Origin of the sequence: Brachyspira murdochii DSM 12563, assembly GCF_000092845.1 — a bacterium.
Classification (GTDB): Bacteria; Spirochaetota; Brachyspiria; order Brachyspirales; family Brachyspiraceae; genus Brachyspira; species Brachyspira murdochii.
Window position 1 is genome coordinate 1,575,962 of the sequence record NC_014150.1, and the last position, 23,772, is coordinate 1,599,733.

At 27.0% G+C, this 23,772-nt stretch carries 26 protein-coding genes; 10 read left to right on the plus strand and 16 right to left on the minus strand.

Translation table 11 applies throughout. The features are described from left to right. The first annotated feature begins 26 nt into the window (after positions 1-26). Entirely contained in the window at positions 27-827 is an 801-nt protein-coding gene (locus tag BMUR_RS06885; RefSeq protein WP_013113878.1) for a hypothetical protein, read from the plus strand. Positions 828-990: 163 nt separating this feature from the next. On the opposite strand, the gene BMUR_RS14755 is transcribed toward BMUR_RS06885, so the two are convergent. The 3 genes from BMUR_RS14755 to BMUR_RS06890 form a co-directional block, all read right to left on the minus strand. Continuing rightward, positions 991-1,143, minus strand: coding sequence for a hypothetical protein (locus BMUR_RS14755; protein ID WP_013113879.1), 153 nt, complete (start codon positions 1,141-1,143; stop codon positions 991-993). A gap of 132 nt (positions 1,144-1,275) precedes the next feature. Next, positions 1,276-1,398, minus strand: coding sequence for a hypothetical protein (locus BMUR_RS15185; protein ID WP_013113880.1), 123 nt, complete (start codon positions 1,396-1,398; stop codon positions 1,276-1,278). 23 nt (positions 1,399-1,421) lie between these two features. Further along, the gene (locus BMUR_RS06890) at positions 1,422-3,011 is read right to left on the minus strand and encodes an arginine--tRNA ligase (protein WP_013113881.1); all 1,590 of its coding nucleotides are present in this window, start codon (positions 3,009-3,011) and stop codon (positions 1,422-1,424) included. A gap of 139 nt (positions 3,012-3,150) precedes the next feature. Between BMUR_RS06890 and BMUR_RS06895 the strand changes: the two genes are divergently transcribed. Genes BMUR_RS06895 through kdsB form a run of 3 tightly spaced genes read left to right on the plus strand, consistent with a single transcriptional unit; the run spans position 3,151 to position 4,845 of the window. Further along, on the plus strand, positions 3,151-3,543 hold the full coding sequence (locus tag BMUR_RS06895) for a hypothetical protein (protein WP_013113882.1): 393 nt from the start codon (positions 3,151-3,153) through the stop codon (positions 3,541-3,543). Between the two features lie 40 nt (positions 3,544-3,583). Next, the gene (locus BMUR_RS06900; protein ID WP_013113883.1) at positions 3,584-4,069 is read left to right on the plus strand and encodes a PTS sugar transporter subunit IIA; all 486 of its coding nucleotides are present in this window, start codon (positions 3,584-3,586) and stop codon (positions 4,067-4,069) included. 2 nt (positions 4,070-4,071) lie between these two features. Then, positions 4,072-4,845 carry a 3-deoxy-manno-octulosonate cytidylyltransferase gene (gene kdsB, locus BMUR_RS06905; protein WP_013113884.1) on the plus strand — a complete coding sequence of 258 codons (774 nt, stop codon included), beginning with the start codon at positions 4,072-4,074 and terminating at the stop codon, positions 4,843-4,845. 409 nt (positions 4,846-5,254) lie between these two features. Here kdsB and BMUR_RS06910 read toward each other — a convergent pair whose 3' ends face one another. From BMUR_RS06910 to BMUR_RS06960, 11 genes are all read right to left on the minus strand, one after another. Further along, complete coding sequence (locus BMUR_RS06910) at positions 5,255-5,716, minus strand: YbaK/EbsC family protein (RefSeq protein WP_041749993.1); 462 nt, start codon at positions 5,714-5,716, stop codon at positions 5,255-5,257. Positions 5,717-5,733: 17 nt separating this feature from the next. Next, positions 5,734-5,976: a (2Fe-2S)-binding protein gene (locus BMUR_RS06915; RefSeq protein ID WP_013113886.1), complete on the minus strand. Its 243-nt coding sequence runs from the start codon at positions 5,974-5,976 to the stop codon at positions 5,734-5,736. A gap of 202 nt (positions 5,977-6,178) precedes the next feature. Beyond that, on the minus strand, positions 6,179-7,237 hold the full coding sequence (locus BMUR_RS06920) for an NAD(P)-dependent alcohol dehydrogenase (protein ID WP_013113887.1): 1,059 nt from the start codon (positions 7,235-7,237) through the stop codon (positions 6,179-6,181). Between the two features lie 83 nt (positions 7,238-7,320). Next, entirely contained in the window at positions 7,321-8,217 is an 897-nt protein-coding gene (locus BMUR_RS06925; protein ID WP_013113888.1) for a hypothetical protein, read from the minus strand. Positions 8,218-8,470: 253 nt separating this feature from the next. Beyond that, complete coding sequence (locus BMUR_RS06930) at positions 8,471-10,618, minus strand: methyl-accepting chemotaxis protein (RefSeq protein ID WP_013113889.1); 2,148 nt, start codon at positions 10,616-10,618, stop codon at positions 8,471-8,473. 208 nt (positions 10,619-10,826) lie between these two features. Beyond that, on the minus strand, positions 10,827-11,987 hold the full coding sequence (locus tag BMUR_RS06935; RefSeq protein ID WP_013113890.1) for an iron-containing alcohol dehydrogenase: 1,161 nt from the start codon (positions 11,985-11,987) through the stop codon (positions 10,827-10,829). Positions 11,988-12,436: 449 nt separating this feature from the next. Continuing rightward, positions 12,437-12,868, minus strand: a complete 432-nt coding sequence (locus BMUR_RS06940; protein ID WP_013113891.1) for a protein-export chaperone SecB — start codon at positions 12,866-12,868, stop codon at positions 12,437-12,439. After that, the gene (locus tag BMUR_RS06945) at positions 12,849-13,313 is read right to left on the minus strand and encodes a hypothetical protein (protein ID WP_013113892.1); all 465 of its coding nucleotides are present in this window, start codon (positions 13,311-13,313) and stop codon (positions 12,849-12,851) included. The genes BMUR_RS06940 and BMUR_RS06945 overlap by 20 nt, the downstream gene beginning before the upstream one ends. 25 nt (positions 13,314-13,338) lie before the next feature. Beyond that, the gene (locus tag BMUR_RS06950; RefSeq protein ID WP_013113893.1) at positions 13,339-13,755 is read right to left on the minus strand and encodes a hypothetical protein; all 417 of its coding nucleotides are present in this window, start codon (positions 13,753-13,755) and stop codon (positions 13,339-13,341) included. Positions 13,756-13,966: 211 nt separating this feature from the next. Next, the gene (locus tag BMUR_RS06955; protein WP_013113894.1) at positions 13,967-15,136 is read right to left on the minus strand and encodes an iron-containing alcohol dehydrogenase; all 1,170 of its coding nucleotides are present in this window, start codon (positions 15,134-15,136) and stop codon (positions 13,967-13,969) included. Positions 15,137-15,520: 384 nt separating this feature from the next. Further along, positions 15,521-16,441: a TonB C-terminal domain-containing protein gene (locus BMUR_RS06960; protein ID WP_013113895.1), complete on the minus strand. Its 921-nt coding sequence runs from the start codon at positions 16,439-16,441 to the stop codon at positions 15,521-15,523. Positions 16,442-17,451: 1,010 nt separating this feature from the next. On the opposite strand from BMUR_RS06960, the gene rsmI reads away from it, so the two are divergent. Further along, positions 17,452-18,177, plus strand: coding sequence for a 16S rRNA (cytidine(1402)-2'-O)-methyltransferase (gene rsmI, locus BMUR_RS06965; protein WP_013113896.1), 726 nt, complete (start codon positions 17,452-17,454; stop codon positions 18,175-18,177). A gap of 10 nt (positions 18,178-18,187) precedes the next feature. After that, positions 18,188-18,481: a flagellar biosynthesis anti-sigma factor FlgM gene (locus BMUR_RS06970; protein ID WP_013113897.1), complete on the plus strand. Its 294-nt coding sequence runs from the start codon at positions 18,188-18,190 to the stop codon at positions 18,479-18,481. A 115-nt stretch (positions 18,482-18,596) separates the two neighbouring features. Here BMUR_RS06970 and BMUR_RS06975 read toward each other — a convergent pair whose 3' ends face one another. Both BMUR_RS06975 and BMUR_RS06980 read right to left on the minus strand, forming a co-directional pair. Then, positions 18,597-19,559: a helix-turn-helix domain-containing protein gene (locus tag BMUR_RS06975; protein WP_013113898.1), complete on the minus strand. Its 963-nt coding sequence runs from the start codon at positions 19,557-19,559 to the stop codon at positions 18,597-18,599. After that, positions 19,556-20,329, minus strand: coding sequence for a hypothetical protein (locus tag BMUR_RS06980; RefSeq protein WP_013113899.1), 774 nt, complete (start codon positions 20,327-20,329; stop codon positions 19,556-19,558). Before BMUR_RS06980 ends, BMUR_RS06975 begins: the two co-directional genes overlap by 4 nt. 872 nt (positions 20,330-21,201) lie before the next feature. Between BMUR_RS06980 and BMUR_RS06985 the strand changes: the two genes are divergently transcribed. From BMUR_RS06985 to BMUR_RS07000, 4 genes are all read left to right on the plus strand, one after another. Beyond that, positions 21,202-21,942 (plus strand): PP2C family serine/threonine-protein phosphatase, encoded by a 741-nt coding sequence (locus tag BMUR_RS06985; protein ID WP_013113900.1) that lies wholly within the window; start codon positions 21,202-21,204, stop codon positions 21,940-21,942. A gap of 203 nt (positions 21,943-22,145) precedes the next feature. Continuing rightward, entirely contained in the window at positions 22,146-22,634 is a 489-nt protein-coding gene (locus BMUR_RS06990) for a DUF4234 domain-containing protein (protein ID WP_013113901.1), read from the plus strand. Between the two features lie 63 nt (positions 22,635-22,697). Continuing rightward, positions 22,698-22,931, plus strand: coding sequence for an Imm17 family immunity protein (locus BMUR_RS06995; protein ID WP_013113902.1), 234 nt, complete (start codon positions 22,698-22,700; stop codon positions 22,929-22,931). Between the two features lie 19 nt (positions 22,932-22,950). Then, positions 22,951-23,640 carry a uracil-DNA glycosylase family protein gene (locus BMUR_RS07000; RefSeq protein ID WP_013113903.1) on the plus strand — a complete coding sequence of 230 codons (690 nt, stop codon included), beginning with the start codon at positions 22,951-22,953 and terminating at the stop codon, positions 23,638-23,640. Positions 23,641-23,772 lie beyond the last annotated feature (132 nt).

The following is a 23,772-nucleotide window of genomic DNA, read 5'->3' on the forward strand; positions in this document are numbered from 1 at the left end:
AATATATTCTATGTTTAAGGAATTTTATGGCATCATTAAGAAAACAGCTGGAAGAAAGAGAGTTTGAAACTTTAGATTTATTTACTGTTTCTTTTTCTCTATTTACTGCAAATTTCAAAAATTTTTTTATAATAGCTTTAATATGCTCTCTTCCTATAATATTAAGCAGCATATATTTTCCTGTAAAAATGTTTAAATCTTCAGATGTAAAAACATTTGAAGATTTAGTTTATCTATTCAAAACAGAGGTAAGCGTAGGATTTTATGTAAATATTTTTCTCTCTTGGTTTTTAGATGTACTTTCTGTAATATCAGTATCATTACTTGTAGAAAGTTTAATTTTTAAAAGAGTAAAAAGTGCTACTTGGGCTATTGTAAAAAGTTTTAAATTTATATTTCCTGCTTTAGTTACATCGTTTATATATTTTGTATTGGTATTTTTAGGTCTTACATTTTTTATAGTACCCGGTATAGCTTTAATTATCTTTTTCGTATTTATAAAAAATATTTGTGCTTTAAGACATACTTGGGGAATAAATGCTTTGAGATATTCATATTACCTTGTAAAGCCTAAATTTTTTAAAACATTATTCATATTGCTATTTATATTTTTCTTTCAAAACGTATTTTCGATAACTTTTCTATCATCGCCTATAAACAGCAGAGAAGGACTTCTTTCATATTTTATTGCTATGATAGTGCTTTATATATTTGATATTTATTTCAAAATAATAATATCATTATTTTTCTTAAACCGAGACTATATAAGCAGTACTCAGTCAGATGATGATGAATACGAAGATAATAATGAAGCAGGTGAGCAATAACTGATTTATTATATTTATACCTAAACAAATATAGTTTGTCAAAAATTAGTTTTTACACAGCAATACTGCTCAATTAATAATAATTTAATTATTTATTATAAATAGTTAAAATTTGACAAATTATAGTTATTTAGGAATATAATAAAAATTTTATCGTATTTTATTATTGTAATGATACTGTTGTTTTAGTTAAAGTTCCTTTGCCTTTATCTAAAGAATCTTGAACTTCAAACGTAAAAGTACCATTATTATCACTTGAAAATAAAAAAGTTACTGTTATTTCTTTATTACTTTCATTAGCATTATAAAATGTCATTTGATAACTTTCATTTCCATTATCTTTTATATTGCTTGCATCTCCAAATTCTTGAGATTTTACACTTCCGTCATTTCCTATTGTTACATGCCCCTCTCCAAGATCTGCCGGCTCTGTAAACGTAAGATTCCATTATCCAGCATAATATGCTAATCCTTTTGTTGTAGAACTTGTTTTGTCTTTATTATTACAGCTTATCATTAGTACAGATGATAATAATAAAACCAAAATTATTATACTTAATTTTTTAATCATATGTTTATCCTTAAAAATTGTTTTTATTCATCAGCCCACATTCTCTCTACTTTAGATATTCCTATTATATCAAAACATAAGCCTAGAACTTTTTTTACTGCTTTTACTAAAGTTAATCTCTCCTGTCTTATTTCAGCATTCTCTTCAAGTACTATATTATCATAGTAGAACTTATGCAAAGCACTTGCTATTTCATAAGTATAATTTATAAGAGTATAAACTTCTAATGATTTAGCAGATTCATATACCTCGTCTGGAAATCTTAATATTATTTTAGCTAGTTTTAATGAGCTTTCATTGGCAATTTTAGATATGTCAAAAGGTTTTGCATCATCATATGACATATTTTTCTCTTCCATTTTGAAAAATATATTGCATACTCTTGCATAGGCATACTGTACATAATATACTGGATTATCATTATCTTTCTTTTTAGCAAGTTCCAAATCAAAATCAAGCGAGCTGGAATATGAACGCATAAGAAGAAAATATCTAGTAGGATCAACACCTATCTCATCAATAACATCTTCAAGACTAATCATGTCCCCAGTTCTCTTGCTCATTCTCACAAGTTCATTTCCTCTGTAAAGACGCACTAACTGACCTAATATTACTTTTAAAGAAGCAGTATCTTTACTTACAGCCCTAACAGCCGCAGTAATTCTAGGAACATAACCATGATGGTCTGCCCCCAATATATCTATCAAATAATGATATCCTCTGTCTATTTTATTTTTATGATATGTTATATCTGGAGCAAAGTATGTATAGCTGCCGTTACTTTTTTTTACTACTCTGTCTTTATCATCACCGTATTTTGTACTTCTAAACCAAACGGCATTATCCTCTTCAAATAAAAGTCCTTCCTTATCCAAAAAGTCCATAGTTTTTTCTAATTCTCCGCCCTCACGTATTTTAAGTTCGGAAGCGTAATTGTCCATATGAGTACCGAATCTTTCAAGAAGTTTTTTCTGGCTTTCTAATATAATATCTTTAGGTACTCCGTCTAGTTTTGCTACTTCTTTTATATATTCTCCATGATAACCGTCTTCCGGAATCTCTCTTCCTTCTTTTACGGCATTAACACTCTCATTTAATTTTGTTATCTGCTCTCCTGCATCATTAACATAAAACTCCTGATAAACTTCATGTCCTGCATATTTAAGTATATTTGATAAAGCACTTCCAATAGCTGCCCATCTTCCATGTCCTATATGAAGAGGTCCTGTAGGATTGGCACTTACATATTCTATTAATATCTTTTTCTTATCTTCTACAGTATTTTTTCCATAATTATCATTATTCAAAAGGTCATTTATACATTCATTTATATAATTATATGATAGTGTCAAATTAATAAATCCAGGTTTTACGGCTTCTATTTTCTCAAAATATTTTTTATCTATTTTTTCTGTTATTGAAGCTGCTATTTCTAAGGGATTTTTTTTAAGCACTTTGGCAAGCCTCATTGCCGCAGGGCAGGCATAATCTCCGAACTTATCATCTGCTGCATAACCTATTTCTATATAAGAATCAATTTCTTTTACATCTGTATCTTTCAAATAATCTTCTAATGCAGTTTTTATAATATTTGAGATAATTTTTTTTAGCATACTCTCCCCGCAATAATGAAATTTAATAAGATAGAGTATATCAGAGATTAAAACTTCTGCAAGTATATTTTTTATAAATCAAATATGGTTGACATATTATAAAAAAAATATAATATTTGTATTTAAGAAGGATTGTTTTATGTCAAAATATATGCTGCCTGAAGAAGAGCTTTCCAGAGCATCAAACTGGATAAGCAATTTTTTAATGCGTGAAGGATATCATGCCGATTATACTATAGAAAGTTTGGCTGAAGTGGATAAGTTTTTTAAAGAAAAACTAAATTTAGTTTTGGAAAGCGATAATAACAGAAACTTTATATTTTCTATTAGTTCTTATATAGGCGAAGTGATAAGAATCAAATTTCATGGAACTTGGGAAGTATCAAGAAATATTGATTTAGATGATGAAACTATAGGAATAAGTTTTAAAAATCACAATACTATATATCCGCTTAATATTACACTAGAACTTATACAAAAAAAATATACAATGAAAGAATATTTAAAAAATAACTTTAATGTTTTAATATAAAATTGTTATATTTAATAATGAAGGTAAAAGGTTGCTTATTATGATTTCATTTAATGAAGTAGAAAAATATATTGATAATTCTTACGTTATTTTAGACTTAAAGGCTTCCGATAAAAATGAAGCTATAAGTGAAATGCTAATATATTCAGAATCAAAAGGGCTTAGAATAAATATTGCACAGACTATAGAATCTATGTATAAAAAAGAGGATATTATAAGCAGCGGCTTGGGATACGGGGTAGCTTTTCCGCATGTGAGAACCAATGAAGTAGAAGATAATGATATAATTTTTGCTGTTTCTAAAAAGGGATTAAACTACTTTGCATTAGATAAAAAACCTGTTCACTTGCTCACTATGTTTTTAACTAATAAAAATAGTAATGAAAAATATTTGGGACTTCTGTCTTTATTCACAAAAATTTCAAGAATGAGTATGTATCCTGTAATTTTACTGGAATCTAAAACAGAAGAAGAGTTTAAAACAAAAATGAAAAATATATCTAAAGAGATGCTAGGAGTTAAATAATTATGTCTAATAAAGTTACAGCAATAATACCAGCCAGATATGAATCAACAAGATTTCCAAGAAAATTAACATACGAACTATTAGGAAAGCCTATAATAATAGCAGTATATGATAATGTAAAAGCTGCCAAAAAAATAGATGACTGTATTATAGCAGCAGATTCTAAAGAGATAATGGATATATGCGAAAAAAATAATGCTAAAGCAGTTATGACTTCTAAAGATCACACATCTGGAACTTCAAGAATTATAGAAGCAGCTAAAAATATAGACTCTGATATTATAATTAATGTTCAGGGAGATGAGCCTTTAATAGATGAGTCGGTTCTTAATCCTATAATAGATGTATTTGATGACAGTTCTGTTGATATTGCAACTTTAAAAGTAAAAATAGAGGATGACAGCTCTTTAATAAAAGATGAAAATGCTGTAAAAGTAGTTACAGACATTAATGATTATGCAATGTATTTCTCACGTGCTGCTATACCCCATAGAAGATTTGACCAGAATATAAATGTAAAATATTATAAACATATTGGTATTTATGCCTTTAGAAAAGATATACTTCTAAAAATAGAAAATCTTAAAGAATGCGATTATGAGAGCATAGAAAAACTTGAACAGTTAAGATGGCTTTATAACGGAATGAAAATAAAAGTTTTAGAAACTAAAAAATTTCTTCATGGTATAGATACTATGGAAGATTTAGAATTTGTTCAGAATTATTTAAGAAACTTTGCTGAAAGCGAATTAAACAATGAAAACATATATAAATAAAATTTTATAAACGCACGCAGAACGCATTTTTTAATATCAATAAATTTAGTATTCTAATTTTATTGTATATAAGAATTTCATTCTACGTGCGTTAAATAGCACTATAAATTTAAAACGCACTTGGGCGGCAACAGTAAAAGCTAATAAAGAAAAAAGAATTAAAAAAATGACAGTATAAAACTAAATAATTTAGAGGGTGGGAGTTAAAATAAATTTTTAAACTTTATTTTAATCCCCGCCCTTTTAGATTTAAATGTCTTATTTTTTTACATAGCTTTAATTAAATCTATAATCTATTACTTCAAAAGCACACCCGCCCTAGCGGAATTTAAATTTGCACTCTTCCTCATCACTTATATAAGATATTCTAATATATCAATTAATAAATCTGATTTTATATTACAATAAATCAATCTTCAGTTAAATCTACTTCCGTATTTGAAATTTTTTGAAGTATTTCATCATAAGTCATTTTAGCTAAAGAACTATCGCTTCCGCAGGCAATGTATAGATCATCAAACCTTTTCATACTTTTATCTACTAATACCTCAATGTTTTTGTCTATACCGAAAGGACATACTCCTCCAAAAGTAAATCCGGTTAAATTATATGTATCTTCTGCATTAGCAAAACTAGTCTTACAACCGAAATAAGTTCTCATTTTTTTAGAAGATATTTTTTTATCTCCGGAAGCTATAATCATAGCAAAGTTTTTTTTTGAGGGCTTTACCAGTATAGATTTAGCTACCTGCCCTTTTTCTATATTTAGAGTTTTAGCTGCATCATCAACTGTCTTTGTAACGCCTGCTTCTTCAAATTCTTTATAATCTATATTAAGCTGTTTCAAAGCATTGAGTACTTTTTCATTCATCATAATTTTACCTATAATTAAAGATCTAAAGGAGCATATTCATTTTTTTTAACATATTCTATCAAACTTAAAATACGCTCTTTGCATCCGCCGCATCCGGTAGAAGCCTGAGTTTTATCTACAACCTCATCAAGAGAAGTGAGTTTATTATCAGCTATAGCTTTATAAGCATCTCTGTATGAAACATTTTTACAGTAGCATAGCGTTTTATCATAATTAATTGAAGTTTGATTTTTTAGATATTCTACATCGTATTCCATCAGGCACCCCCGTTTTTATTTTCATGATATATAAATATTATAAATTCCAAATATGTAAAAAACATTTTTAATAAATAATTATTTTTACTTTACATAATACATTATAACATAGCTGTAATTTAATTTAAAGTATTAATTGTATGATTATATAAAAAGAGCTGACAAATATATGCCAGCCCAATTTATTATTAGTTATAATCTATTATTTTTCTAATCTTACAACAGGCTTAATCAAATCAGCAGGTTTTTCTCCCATGATTTTAACAGCCTCAGGAAGCTGATCCCATCCTTCATATACATGAGTAATTAAATGACGAACATTTAATCTTCCAGAAGAAACTAAAGAACCTAATTTCTCAGCTCTTAATCTTCCGCCAGGCATAAGACCGCCGAATATGGCTTTATGTCCCATACCAACACCCCATTCAATTCTAGGTATCAATACGTTATCACCTTCCCCAAGATAGTTAACATTTCCAATCTTACCGCCAGCTTTTAATGATTTAACAGCTTCCGAGAAAGTTTCAACTCCTCCTCCAGCAATGATAACTTTATCAACGCCTTTTCCATTAGTCATTTTTAATACTTGTTCATCTATAGGACCATTTTTATAGCTGATAAACTCATTAGCTCCGTAAATTTTGGCAACTTCCACACATTTAGGTCTAGTACCAACAGCAATAATTCTGGAAGCACCTCTTAAAGCAGCACCAGCAACTCCCATAAGACCAACCGGTCCAATACCTATAACTAAAACAGTATCACCATACTGTATATCAGCAAGTTCTGCACCATGAAAACCAGTAGGAACCATGTCAGAAATCATACAAGCGTCTATAGGATCCATTCCTTCAGGAAGTAAAGCTAAATTACCATCAGCATCATTAACATGGAAATATTCAGAAAATACTCCGTCTTTTACATTAGAAAATTTCCAACCATTAAGCATACCGCCAGAGTGCATAGAATATCCAGCCTGAGCTTCCACTGTACTCCAATCTGGGGTAATAGCCGTAACTAATACTCTATCTCCTTTTTTAAAATCTTTTACTAAACTTCCAACTTCATATACTTCTCCGCAAACTTCATGACCTAAAATCATATCTTTTCTATCACCTATAGCACCTGCGATAGTGTGTATATCAGAAGTACATATGGCCACCGCCAAAGGTTTTACAATAGCATCAAGAGGTCCGCAAGCTGGTATCTCTTTTTCAACCCAGCCTGTTTCTCCTATCTTTTTCATAGCAAATCCTTTCATTTTACACTCCTTTTATTGTATTTATTTTTTATTTTTATAGTATACAACTTTTACTAAAAAAGTCAAAAATATAACTTTATTAGTTAAACTTCTATCAATTTTATACCATATTTATCAGATAAAGTTTCATATTTATTATTAATATTTTTATTATCATATATTGAACTTCCGCAATTCATCATTACATTAATTTTTTTGGTAATATTTTTATCTCCTGAGTACATAATGCAAATTTGTTTTACAGTTTCATAAAGTCCTAAATCTTTAGCTTCTCCGCATATATATATCTTTTTATAATTCTTCAAATCATACACCCAAGCCATATCGAAGAATCTAGTTTCAGGAGTTACTATTTCTGGTTTAATAGCCCCATACATCTCTGTAAATCGTTCTGTACCTTTGATTATTTTATTAATATTTGTTTCTTTAGCCCTTTCAAAAAATAATAGCATATTATTAAGCTGTTTTTCTATGAGCCAGCCGTCTGTACCATGAAGACAATGATAAGGCCATATTATTAGATTCTTCATATTCTCTTTTTTTAGCTTTTTTATATATTCTGTCTGTTCTTTTTTGTAAATTGGTATAATTTCATTAGAATTAATTTTTTCTAATGTTATTTCAGTGAAAGGTTCTACCTCTTCGCCATTGGGTTTTTTCCACATATAAGGGTGAAATATTGAATTATAATAATGCGTATCTATTGCCGTATAAATAGCATATATATCTTCCAAATTTTCATAAATAAATTGTATTATTCTTCTAACATCTTTAACTGCCCCTTTTACTGGCAAAGCACCTTTTTTTTGGTCTATAAAATCTCTCTGAACATTTACAATTATAAGTCCTATGCCGTTGCTTTTTTTTTCATTGGTTCTTGAATAATCTTTTGCCAAAGAAAGTATATCTTTTTGATTAATTGGATTAATTTCTTTACCTATATGTTTTTCACTTATGATTTTATTATATATATCTTTCATAAATAAATTTGACCTTAACACTAATATTATACTCTTAAAATAATAACCAAATAAAATTATATTAATAATATATTTTTCATTGTTTTATTAAAAAATTGACATTAAATATTTATTTTATTATTAAAATTACATATTTATCAATTATCTTTATAGTTTTTAAAACTGATATATATAAGTTTTTATAGATGAATTAAAAAATAAAAATGCACCGAGTGTCAATACCCGATGCATTATAATCAATCATTTAAATTAGTTAAAAAGAAGCAAAACCGTCATCTGTCATCTCATTTGAAGTAGAAGAATAAGTAACACCAAACTCATCATTTCTAACTGTAGAAGAGTTTTCGCTTTTACTTTCAAGCTCTCTTGCTTTTGCCACAGAAGGCGGCACTTTTAATTCAGATTTTTGATTTTTTATCTCTTCTTTTTTAGGAGTTTCTTTTTTAAATTCTCTATCCTCCGAATTTTTAATCATCTTAATATCATTATCTTTTTTAATTTCTGTACTTCCTGCTTTAAGAGTTTTCACAGATTTTTCTTTTGTCAAATCAGCCGCATTTAATTTAAAGAAACTGACAGTATCTTTAAGAGCATGAGCCTGTTCAAGAAGTGATTCTGAAGTATAAGTACTTTCCTGTACCAAAGAAGCATTATGCTGAGTAACAGTATCCATTTCAGCAACAGCCTTATTAACCTGATCAACCCCAACCTGCTGCTCCATAGCTGTAGCACTGATATCCTGCATTATCTTAGCTGTATTATCTATCTTCTCTTTAATATCCATAAATATATCCTGCGACTGACGTGCTGTTTCTGTGGCTTTATTAATTTTCTCATTGGTATTATCAACTAAAGCTGTAATATCTTTAACAGATGACTGAGTAGTCTGAGCTAAGTTTCTTACCTCGCTCGCTACTACAGCAAAACCTTTACCCTGATCCCCAGCACGTGCTGCTTCTACTGCCGCATTTAATGCAAGTATATTTGTCTGAAATGCTATGTCTTCTATTATCTTAGTAATGTTTCTTATTTTTTCGCTAGCCTCATAAACTTCTTCTATGTTAAGAGTAGTTTCTGCAATAATTTTTCCAGCACTCTCTACTGCCTCTTTAGAAGTAACCATCATATCGTTTCCTGCAACAGCATGATCGGTAGAAGATTTTATTGTAGAAGCCATCTCCTCCATAGATGAGGCTGTTTCTTCCAAACTTGCTGCCTGTGATTCTGTTCTTCTTGAAAGATCTGCATTGCCCTGTGCCAATTCCTGAGCTGCTTTTACTATATTATTTGAAGCTGTATTAACTTCTGTAATTGTTTCTGCAAGTTTTTTACGCATACTTAAAAAAGATCTTGATAAAGCACCTATTTCATCTTTTCTAGGTTTTATACGCTGTTTAATATTACTTAAATCGCCTCTTTCTATCTCTTCAGCCTCCTCTACTACAATTTCAAGAGGTTTAGTAATAGTTCCTATAAATAGGCTCACAAATGCAGCAACTACTATAATTGATATAACTCCTATTATAATACTTGCGATTATTAATTTGGCATTTTGTTCGTATATCTCATAATCCATCATAGCAAGTGCTATAATCCAAGGTCTGCTCTTCATTTTATAATATGCTGCTGTTCTTTTTTGACCTTCTACATCATAACTAATTATACCGCTTCCTGCACCGCTGAATGCCTGTCTGTATATAGGATTTATCTGCATCACTGCTATATTTTCATATTTAGAGTCCATTATATTATAAAGATCTTCACTCGTTATAAAAAGTCCGCCTGTTTTACCCAAATCTATATTAGAAAAATGTGTCTGATGAAGTACAGCCCAATCTAAAAGTACATATATATATCCTACAGTTTGATTATTACTGCCTTTAACAAGTTTAATAGCAGGCATAGACCATTTTCCAGTAATATCAGATTGTATCAATTTATCGCCATATACAATGCTGTCATTATTAGGCGAAACTTTAGACCAAGTATTTGGAATATAATCACTTAAATTTCTTCCTATTAGTGAAGATGATACAGAATCTGAAACTATACGTCCATTCATATCAGCAACACCAATATTGATTATATATAAATTATTACTCTTAAAATTCTTTATTGTATTTAATAGTAATTCTGCAGGCGTAGCTTCATTGCCTTCTAAATATCTCACAACCACAGGAGTTACAGCATATGTATTTATCAAAGAACTCTCTAGTCCAAACCAAGTATCTAAAACAGAAGCATATCCTGCTATTGTGCTGTTGAAGCCTCCCAATTTACTTGAACTGATGCCAAAACTGGCTATCCTTATTGAAGATATTAACATTACTATTATTATTACAACTACTATCAAACATATAACAAATGGCATTCTAAATGCTAAACTATTTATTTTCTTCATATACTATAATTCTTCTCCAAAAATACAAATTTATTTTCAAATAAATGTTATTATATTAATAGTAACAATTAATTAAAATTTTTGATATAGAAATTATATAATTTAACAAATTTTTTCAATATTTCAACTTATTTTTATAAAAAGTTTTAATAAAATAAAAGCTGCAATAAAAATATACTGCAGCTTTTTATCAGAAAATTATATAATATTACTTATATGATTTTTCTAATATGCTCAATACTTCATCATCTGTAAAATTATGAGGATCGCATTCAAATAATCCGCCCATAGCAAATCTGGCATTTTTAGCTATAGCAGGCAAATCTTCTTTTTTCATATCATAATCTGAAAGTTTTAAATTATCAACTCCGCATGCTTTCTGCAAATCAACTAATGCATCCACAAAATCCATTGGTTTATTTGCATCTTTTTTACCCAAAGCTCTGGCCATATTTACCATTTTTTCATCGCGTACTTTAGCATTAGCTATAGATGTATAATATTCTTTGCTTATAATAATAAGTCCTGCACCATGTTCAAGTTTAGGATAATAAGCACTCATAGCATGTTCAATAGAGTGTTCTACTGTACAGCTTGATACACTTTCAACTATTCCAGATAAAGTATTAGCCATTGCTACATCTTCTCTAGCCTGCATATTGTTTCCATCTTTAACAGCAGCAGCCAAACTTTTACCTATAAGCTCTATAGCTTTCAAAGCAAATAAATCGCTCATTTCACTAGCCATTTTATTAAGATATCCTTCTGTGCTGTGAAACAATGCATCAAAACCCTGATATGCTGTAAGTTTTGGAGGAACTGTTTTCATAAGTTCTGGGTCTACTATAGAAAGATAAGGATAAGTTTTTTCATAACCAAAACCTATTTTTTCATTTCCATTTGTAATAACAGTCCAAGGATCAGCTTCTGTTCCAGTACCTGCAGTTGTAGTGATAGCCACTACAGGAAGAGGATCATTAGGTATAGCTTTTCCTTTACCAGTACCGCCGAATATATAATCCCAATAATCGCCTTCATTTGCAGCCATTATAGCTATAGATTTTGAAGAGTCTATACTGCTTCCGCCGCCTATTCCTATAACAAAATCACAGTTTTCTTTTTTTGCCAAAGAAGCTCCTTCCATAACATGATCTTTAATAGGGTTTGGAAGTATTTTATCAAATAAAACATGATTAACATTTGCTTTATCTAATTCTTCTTCCAATTTTTTTAAATATCCGTATTTTTTTATAGAAGTTCCGCCTGTTACTATCAATGCTTTTTTACCAGGTAATTTTTGTTTATGAAGTTTGGATAAAGAACCACTTCCGAATATTACCCTGCTAGGCATATAAAAATTAAAATTCATATTACTACCCCTTAAATTAATACAAAAATTATTATGTTTACTATTATACAATGCTACAAAATTTAAATCAAATATACAATATGAAATTGTTTACATATTTCAAAATAAAAAACCACAAGCATTATATAAAATAATACTTGATGGAATTTACCATACAAATAAATATTATACTTATTTTAAAATTATTTTAATTATTATTTATAATAATTTTAAATATGGTATTTAAAATTTATAACTGAGCTTTACTGCAAAGCACTCAGTTGTACTGAAGTTCTTTTATGAAATCTGTAAGCTGTAAACAAAAGGAAGTAGAGTTAAATATAGTGCGACATAAAAAACAAATCTCTGCCAACACCAGTATATAAAATATTTGTTTTGATATAATAAATATTATGCAATATATAATAAACTTCTAAAGCTATTCATCAATATGTTTTGAAACAAGTCTATTATTTTTCTTCTATATCATCAGGATTAATTTCACTAAAATTTAAAATAGGTAAATCTAAAGGCGGCAATTTAGCCATAACAGAAATTTGAGCAGCTATAGGTCTTAAATAAGAATAAAGTATAGACATTAAATTTATAAATAACTTTTTATCTATTCCATTTTCAAAAGAAAAAATACCAGCTAAATGAAACTGCATAATACCTAAATCTATATTGTCCTTATTGGCATCTTCTTGAAAAAGTTTTAACTGTATACCCAAGTTAAACTGTATTGTATTATCACTATCTAATTTACTATAAGAAGCATTGAATCCTAAACCAATATCCATATTTTCAAGATTAATTGGATTATCTTTTTGTATAAAATTTAACTGAACAAGTTTTACAGATTTTACAGATACAGATGATTTTTTAGGCTGCAGTGTATCCATTTAATTCCCCTAATATACTAATACATATAGAACTATCTATGTTATCATAAATATCAAAATATAATTTATAATCATAAAAATTACTATTCTCTAATAATTTATATTTTACAATTTCTGAGTTTTTACAGTTGGATTTAATTTCACTAAAAATAAATGAATCTGTAATATCAATTATTTTATTTTTCTTTACATCATCTTCAAAATCTTTTATATCTTTATACCAATCATAAAAATATTGGCATTGTATTGTTTTGTATATTTTAAATTTATTATGTATTTCATAGGAAATTTTATTAATAATTTTTCTTATATGTAAATCTCTTTTATCAAAAATATAAATTACATAATAATCTTTATTATCAGCTATTTTAAATCTATTTAAATTATTTTCTTTTAATTTATTTATATAATAATTTAAAGCATCATGCTCATTTTGTATACACATTATAACATCCTCAATATTTAAAAATTTAAAATGTATTTAAAATTTCATATATTTCATTAAATATTCTTCTAGCATTATTAAAATCTATATCACTGCATAAATTACCAGAATATTCATAATACTCACGCAATCTGGCAAGTTCCTCCCCCTGAAGAATATCACTATGATATTCTTCAAAAAAATCAGCCAATCTACTCCATATACTTTTAATATCATGCTCTTTATTAGATTTATGTTTAAAATACTTAGAAAGATCAACAATACCTTTAATATTTACTAAATAGTCCTTAGCTATTAAATAAAGTCCATAATACCATCTTGATATTATTATATGTCTTAAATCACTGTTCTCTATATTAATAGTAATATGGTTTGATACAAAGTTAAAATTATCATACAGATAATCAGCTATAGCTATGTTTACCTCGCCTCTTTTCTTCATAAAAAGATATCCTAATTATATTGATAATCGGCAAAAAATATATATACAAATATAAAAAATATAAGTATATATAAATTATAGTATACATATATTAACAAAATTGTCAAGGAATTAAAGTGCACTTATATGCAAAAAACTATTTATTTCTATATAAAAACCCCAAGCATTATATAATAATACTTGGGGAAAAACTATGATTAGAATATATTAATTAAAAGTTAACATCGTTTCCATAATAAGCTGCTTCTAATACTTTTTTCATATTAGCTTCATCTGTTTCTCTTGGGTTAGAGCCAGTACAAGGATCAGTTACAGCGTTTTTAACTATACTGTCGCACTTTTGTTTGAAGTGTTCTTCTGTTACTCCGTTTTCTTTATAAGTTTGTTTAATGCCTAATTTAGCATTTAACTCTTTTACTTTTTTAACTAATGAAGCTGTAAGTTCGGCGTCAGTATTACCAGAAAGTTTAAGCATTCTAGCTATATCAGCAAATCTGTCGGCACAAACTTTTGAATTGTACTCTATAACATAAGGAAGAAGTATAGCATTGCATCTTCCATGTGTGATGTGGAATTCGGCACCTGTTTTATGAGCCAAACTATGAACTATACCAAGCAAAGCATTTGAAAAAGCCATACCAGCCAAACATTGAGCAACATGAAGTTTTGCTCTTCCTTCTTTATCACCCTTAACTGCTTTTTCTATATTATGCACTATCATATATATTGCTTTCATAGCTAAAGCATCTGTTATATCAGTTCTAAGTGATGCAACATATGCTTCTATAGAGTGAGTAAGTGCATCCATACCAGTATCAGCAGAAACTGTCTCCGGCATTGTCATAGGTATAGAGTAATCAAGTATAGCAATATCCGGAGTAATTTCAAAGTCTGCTAATGGGTATTTGATATTTGTAGAATAATCAGTTATAACTGAAAAAGCTGTAACTTCTGAAGCAGTACCGCTTGTAGAAGGTATAGCTGCAAATATAGCTTTTTTTCTAAGTTTAGGCATAGTAAAAGGAGTTTTAATATCATCAAATTTTTTATCCGGATATTCATAGAAAACCCACATAGCTTTAGCAGCATCAAGAGCAGAACCACCGCCTAAAGCTACTATTAAATCCGGATTAAACTCTCTCATAGCCTCAGCACCTTTATAAACCGTTTCTATAGAAGGGTCTGGTTCAACACCATCAAAAATTTTTACTTCCAAACCAGCCTCTTTTAATATCTTTTCGCATTTATCAAGAAAGCCGCCTCTTTTCATAGAAGAGCCTCCAGTAACAATTATTGCCTTTTTATGATCTTGTAAATTTTTTAATTCCTCCATAGCGTTATCGCCATAGTATAAATCTCTAGGAATAGTAAATCTTGACATTTTTTAATCTCCTAAAATATCATTTTATTGTTCTTAATTATAACATTTATAAATACAATGTCAATGATATTATTATTAAATACATACATTTTTTAATAATTATAATATATAAAATTTGTATAATACATCATTCTTTTTAAATTTATTATTTATTATGTAATGATAAATATTATTATTATATAATAATATATTTTAAATGTATAAAATAAGGTATAAAATATTGAATGATGAATTATAAATTAAATTTTTATAATAATATGAATATTCAATAATAAAAATACTTTAATTCTATAATTTTATAAATATCTAATATAAAAAAAGAGCAGAAATATAAATTTCTGCTCTTTATATAATATCATAAAAAACGAATAATATTTTAAAAAATTAATCCCTGCTGAAATTCTGATATATAAATTTAAATGGTATATATATTTTACCATTTTCAGCATAATCATTCCATAAACCTTGAGGAGGAGGCTTTAATTTTTTAGCATACTCTATTGCTTTAGAGCATGAATTATCAAGGCTGGTTTGTCCGTTTTCTGATTTCTTTAAAAATTTTTCAAATAATATATTACCCTCTTCATCTATAGATATTAAAACCTCAACTTCATCTGTTCTTATAAGCCCTAAATAATGAGCCTGATTAGGTATAGTAAGATACCAAGAATCTCTTATAGAACCCACCAAAGAATAAAAATACCAAAAATATTCCTGAGCTTTTGTTCCAAGCTGTATGCTTCCAGTTTCGCTTGAAAATACAACAGCTCTGTCTGCACCCTCTTCAAAAGAGGCTGGAATTTTAGTGTCTCCCTTTATACCGGGATTTTTAGGTTTATATGTTTCTATATTATCCCTGCTTGTTTCTCTTCCTAATTCTTTTCTCTGATTTTGATTTTGCAATGTATTATTATTATTAAAGTTCTGATTAGGTCTTCTCTCTACTACAGGACTGTTAGCTCCATCACCAAGAAACGAAAAAACTGAAGTATCAGAAAAAGTTTTTGAAGGCTTAACATCAGTCTGACCTTTAGATCTTAAAGTTTTATCAGAGGCAAAAGGTGTATCTTCTTTACTTTCTTCCTCTTCAACTTCAGGGGTTTCTACCAAAAACATATAATCATCTTTTTTAGTTTCTTCTTCAGCTTCTTGCTTAGCTTTCTCATATGCAAATACATCTTGCATTATTGAAGTATTAATAAAGCTAAATATAAAAACATGAAGTATAAAGGATACTATAACAGAAAATATTATATCCTTTCTTTTAATTATTTTTTGTTTAAGTTTTTTAATTTTTTCTTTCATACGTAAATACAATAAAACTATAATTTAATATAAGTATAATTTTATACTAATTAGTATAATTTACAATATTAATTTTATAATAAATTTAAACATATTAAATTGCTAAAGATTAAAAATTGTTTCACGTGAAAAAATCAGGCTTTTATAAACTTTAATGAGTAATCGTTTTAGTTTTTTATTGATAAGCATAGTTTATTGATTAGAAGATTTTTTTATATATAATAGACTTGTTTCAAAACTATTTGACAAAGAATTTTATAAGTTTATTATTTTATCTTAAAATTATAAAATATAAATTATCTATTTAGTCTATACATTATGTTATATAAATGAAGTTATTCCACCTGCATACGGCACTCTGTATACCTCAGAGCTATTATTAAAAAAATATTAAATAAAAAACTATATATTAACAAATTAATTTTTGAAGTAAGTATGATATTTAAGTTTGTCAAATTTTTTTCACTTTTTCCCGACGGCTTCGCCAAAAGTGCAAGTACAAAGATAATACTAAATAAAACATGGATTTTATTTGAGCGGGGGCTGCACCTGCTTATTATTATAGGCTGATAACTCTTACATAAACAATAATTAATGCGGCCGCATATTTATTTAAAAAAGTAGTAAAAAAATTTAAGTATGGTACAAATATAATTATTAAAATTTATAATATAAAAATATTTAGTATATTTAATCAATTTATCATAATTTTACTAACCTTATAAAAGACTATATATTATTCTAAGCATATTAAATACACAATTTGTTTCACGTGAAAACTTATAATTTATTAATCTCTAATATAAAAATATCTATAAATCAATGTTTCACATGAAACATTTTTTAATTACAGTAATATTGTATTAATCAAAAATTAATATATAATTAAATTAATAAAATATAGGAGAAGCACTATTAAAAACAATAAATACAACAATGAAGAAATAAATACTAAAACTGATGATGAGTTTGTAGAAGAAATTATCAATAATGAAAATAATAAAAATGAGGTGGAAAACGGCGTTATTTATGTTGTAGCAACACCTATAGGAAATATAGAAGATATTACTATAAGAGCATTGAAAATATTAAGAAATGTTGACTTTATATTAGCTGAAGATACAAGAGTTGCTATGAGGCTGCTTAACTTCTATAAAATAAAAAATAAAATGTTTTCATATCATAGCCATTCTTCTGAATACAGAATTAATGAATATATTGATGAAATATTAGAAGGCAAATCCGCAGCCATCATAAGCGATGCAGGTACTCCTTGTATAAGCGATCCCGGTGTAAGCATTATAAAAATAGCTATTGAAAAAAATATTAAAATAGTACCTGTAGGCGGAATATCCGCTTTCACTTCCCTACTCTCTGTTTCCGGACTTTCTGGAAATACTCTATTTGTGGGCTTCCTTTCCAATAAATCTGGAAAAAGAAAAAACCAATTAAAAGACTTATATTTAAATCATAAAACTATAATTGTAATATATGAATCTGTTTACAGAGTTAAAGAATGCCTTGAAGATATTGTTAACATATTCGGAGAAAAAACGGATATTGTTATCGGAAGAGAACTAACAAAACAATTTGAGCAAATTATAAGGGCAGAAGCTAAAAATATCCTTGATTTTTTTACAGATGGTAGTATACTAACTAAAGGTGAATTTTGCATTATCATTGATAATAGAAAATCTAAAGTATGCGAAGCTAATGCCGAAAATAATCTTATGTAAGGAGTCAGTTATGACAATTGATAAAATAGGCGGCACATCAAATATACAGCAAAAATCTAATATTAAATATAATGAAAAAGTTTCTAAAATGGGTTCAGATAGAATAGAAATTTCTAATGAATCTAGAATAGCTTTGCAAAATGAAAAACTTGTTAATATCATTAAAGAAGCTCCTGATGTAAGAGAAGAAAAAATAGCCGAAGCTAAAAAAAGACTTGAGTTATATATGCAAGATGGTGCCTTAAGAGAAGAAGTTTTGAACTCCCTTGCTAATTCTATTATAGACTCTATGCCATTAGATTGATTTTGTAATAGCTTTAAAGAGAGATAACTCTTCTAAAAATAGTAAGTCAGAAAACTTACTATTTTTTTCAAAGTACTAGTTATCATAAGTAAATAAAATCTGAATATATTATTCTTCACTTTGTAAATTTGTTTACAAGCTCTACCCTATTCTTTACGCCGGATTTCTCATATATATTTGCCACATGATTATTAACTGTATTTAAAGATATATCTAGTATTAATGATACTTCCTTATTGGTTTTACCATCAAGAAGATATGATAATATTTCACGTTCTCTTCTAGTTAAATTTACTGCGTTTTCTATGTCCTCAATATTTGAGCTTTTATTTGTTTCATTTATATCGTTATCATTTGATTTAGTATTTAAACTATTAAAAATATTCTTACTCTTTACTATACTTATAAAATACCAAGATAAATAACCAAGCATAACCAAATTCCACCATATGTAAAATAAAACTAAAGTTATATCCATAGAGCCTATATCAGCAGCTTCTCTTCTATATACTATAAGCTGATAAATCAAAACAGGATATATTATAATAGTTATAATGCCCAATATTTTAACTATAAACTTTATTGTTTTATCTTCTATTCTTTTATAATTAAGAACGCCTATTATAAATATTACTATTATAGAAACATAAAATATTATGCTGCTTATAATATATATATCAAATCTTGTAAGTATTCCCAATATGCTTAAAATAAAATGTGTTACCGAAACTATTATATAAATAATATTCTCTTTAAAAGTCCATTTTAAGTTTAAAAATCTATATAAAAAAGCTGGTATAAAATAAAGCATTAAAGACATAGCAACAGAAAAGCTGAAAAAATATAATGTATTAAATATATTTCCAGACATAAAGGAAGGTACCGTTAAAAAACTTAGTAGTTTAATAGCTCTTATAAAAAGAAGAAAAGCAAATGTAAATAAAAATACTATATAATATTTGAGCCAAGCTACCCTCTCTATTATATAATAAATAATAGAAAAAAGTATGGAAGAAAAACCTATTATAAATCCAAATAAATAGGCAAGTAATAGTCCGTATCCCAATATGTAATTCATAATTTATTCTTAGCTGGAAAAACGATGTTGATCCTTTCCTTATTTTCTAAAGATTCCATCCATATATTTCCATAATGTTTTTTTATAATATTATAGGCAGTATAAAGATAAAGATTATTGAAATTCATGTTTTCATATGATATTAAAGGTGTTTTAAAAAGTTTTCTTTTTACATCTTCAGGTATTTTATCACATTCAAATGTTACAGATATATCTATGCATTCTTTGCTTAATTCTAATTTCTTTTCATCATGTTCGCTTATTCTATTAACACCATTCATAAGTAAGAAATCTTCATCATCATCATAGTCAACCAAACTGAATGATATATTCAAAGTACTGTTTATCTTTATTATATTATATATAAAAGAAAAAATGTTTAAAAGGCTTCCTTTTATTCTTGCCCTATCCATCATAACTGTACAGCTTTTTAATATATCATCATTTAATGTAAACTTAACTCTCTTTGATTTAAATAAATCAAGAATACTATCTAAAACTTCATTAATTATATTATTTATATTTTCAAAATTCATGCTGAGCTCAAATGAACTTGAATTAATGTTATTAAAGTCATTAAGAGCTTCCATTGTTCTATTTATTAAAAAAGACTGTCTTACTATTGTATTTCTTGATTCACTGCAATAATTATTAGCACATCTTTCTAAATCTATATATTTTAATATTATACTATTATAGTTCTGAACATCATAAATTAGATTTGATATTAATTCTTTTAATTTTTCATTCATATAAAAACTTTGCTTCATAACTATCACCGCTAATAAACATAATATCTATTTTTAATTATTATAACATAAAATAATTAAAAATGCTAATCAGTAATTTTTATTATCAATTATAAATTCAAATTTTGAATTCATATATAAAATTCATATTATAAATTTTTTGTTTGAATTTTATAGTGAAATTTATACAGTATCTTTTATTTAAAATTATCAACATTATCAACAATTTATCAACATTAATTAAATAATTGAATTCATAATTTTCATTTATTACAAATTCAAATTTTGAATTTATAATGTTTTTTAAGTATTATAATAATATTATATATATTAAATTTTTTAAAAATTTATTATTATTATTAAGACGTTTATATGTTGATAACTTTTTGCATATAAGAAGAAAATTAAAAAATATGCTTTATATGATGTTGATAACTTTGTTTATATTAACTAAAATATAATCAATGAAAAATAACAAATTTACCTGTAAAATTCAAATTTTTAATGGTTTATAAATTTGTCAGTAATGTTAATAGTTTTTTATTATTTATTAACAATTTATTAACAAAAAGATTTATCCCATCTTCATTACTAATTTTTTAAACTTGCACTTTCGCGAAGCGTATCCGAGCTTGTCGAGGATATAAGGTTCTTTTGGCGAAGCCCGCCACTCTGTGTGCCGTAGGCAAGCGAAGGCGTGAAAAAGAACAATAAAAAAATAACAAACTATATCTGTTTAGTTATATACTAAAGATTTTAAAAAAACTCCCCCTACCCTACTGTTAAACTTATATTATTGATATTTAGAGTATTCTAATATATAATCAAACTCTATGATATTATAAATACATATAAAATAATTTTAATATAAAAATAATTAAGGATTAATGGTTATGAATATTTTCACTTTTACAAAAAAAGGTTCTAATACAAAAATAAATACTGATACTATTCTTTTCAATAGTGAGGCTGTATCAGGACACCCCATTCTTATTAATGAGCAGGAAAATTACTCTCATTTTATAAATAATATAAGCGGTACAGCTGTTTCACTTATAGCTGACGGACTTGGAGATACATTTGCTTCAAAGTTGGCTGTAGATGTTTATAATGAAAATTTTTTGGATTTGATTGAGCTAGTTGGAGAGCAGGAAGTATTTAACTGGATAGTTCATAACTTTGTAAAATTGGAGGTTGTAGCTTCTAGGGATTCAGCAGATGATAAAGAAAAATCTATGGCTGGAGCTTCTATTGCCGGTGTTTTATATCATAAGTTTGTAGGTGCTTTTGTTTTTAATGCAGGAGATTCTAAAGTTTTTGCTGTGAATAAAAACAGAGCTATTCAAGTGACTAGAGATCATATAAACGGAAATGCTTTGGAAAATTGTGCTTGTGCAGGAGGCGGACATTATATTACTGTTGAAGGGGCTAGAAGAAATCAGAATTATAATTATTTTATAGCTTCTAATTCTATGATTGAACTATTATCAAATAAATATAAAAATCATGAAGAAGCAGTTATTGATATAATGCTTTCTTCAAATACTGAAGATGCTTTAAATAAGATAAATAAAATTACTGAAAACTCTAAGGATAATGTTAGTGCTTTAGGATTATTTAATATATTTGAATAATTTTCAGTATATATTTAAAAAAGTACAGTTTGTTAAAGAATTAGTTTTTTAAATTTTTATGTTCTCATGGTTTTTCTTACCGGCTGTAAAAGTTGAATAAAAAACTGATAAACTTAAGAAGTTTCAGAATATATTAAATTAATTAAAAAAAATATAAAAAGTTTCGAGAATTTTTACATAAAATATATTTACGGACTTAATTTATGAAAAAAGGTACAGTAAGAACTATACCTATAATGTTTTTATTAAATATTATTACATGCGGCTGGTATTATATTTATTGGATATATCAGACTTCATCTGAGATAAAACGCTTTACTGAAAGAGAAGATTTAAATCCTGCATTAGAGGTAATATTAGGTATAGTTACTGGAGGACTTTATTTTAAGTATTGGTATTATAAATATGGAAAAATTGTTTATAAAGAAATGCCTCTAAAAGTTGGTATGAATAATACTGAAGATAAAACAATTGTTCTTGTGCTTATTGATATTGCAGTTGCTGTTCTTTATTTCTTTAATATTTTCTTTAATGTTCTCATTTTGACATTAAAATTGATTAGCTCTCCTGCTAAAGCGGAAGATTTAGTTATGCTTTCTAGTATTATACCTACTGGTTTAATTTTTATAGTAAATATTTCTTCTCTTATGATGCAGGATAAACTTAATAATATTTGGGATAAAGTACAGTAATTTTTTATTATTGCCTGTCTTATTATAATTTAATATTATCAATAATTATTGGTTTTATTAATTATGAAATATGATGATATTATAAAGAAGTTTCCATATTTGTTTGCAATATTAATTGGCATTTTATTTATTTTAGCTGCTGTTTTTAAATGGCGTTTTCTTTTAAACAATAACAGTTCAAATTTTATGATGAGTATATATGAGATGTTTGGAGAGATTGGGGTTAGAGTAGTTACATTTATTTTGGGTCTTGTAATAATAATATGCTCTATAATAATTTGGATAATAAGAAAATAATTTTTTATGATTTTTAATAATGTATATAGAAAAACATTTATTTGATGATATTAATTTCTTTCCTGATAGAATGAGAGTTTTGATACTAGGTACTTTTCCAGTGCCTAATTATTCTAATATAGAAAAATTTGAAAAATTAAGCAGCAAAGAAAAAGAAAATGCTTGGTATTATGCAAGTAAGAGAAGCGAGTTTTGGAAGATAATATCATACAGTTTTGACATTGATTATAATAATTTAATTTCATCAAAACAAAATAAAAAAAAACTTTTTGAAGAAAATAGGGTAGGTATAGCTGATGTTTTTTCAAAATGTAAAAGAAAAAATAAAGAGAGTGCCAGAGATACTGACTTAATAATACTTGAATACAATAATATATTAAGCGAAATAATAACAAATAAAGATTTGAAGATTATAATATTTACAAGCAGATTTACAGAGAATCATTTTTTTAAGATACTTAAGAGTAATAAAATAGATTATAATACAGAAGAGAGCAGGGGAGTTTATGATTATTACAATAATGGAATAAATGATAAAGGTATTACACTCGGTATTATAAATGCTTTAAGAGAGCGTTATTTATATATTAGTAATTCTAAAAAAATAAAACTTGCAACTATTACATTAAAAATAAGCCCTATAAAGGGTGTAAGTTTATATGATACAAAAAAAGAGCTTTATAAATATTATTTAACTAATAGTAAATAAATTATGTATCATCATTAATTTATTTTCACTCCCCTCCCTTTAAATTCTTTAATATTATCTGTTATTTATGTATAGTTATTCTCTCTTTGTTTTTACTGTTATTTAAGTACCCACCCAAGCGGGTTTTAAATT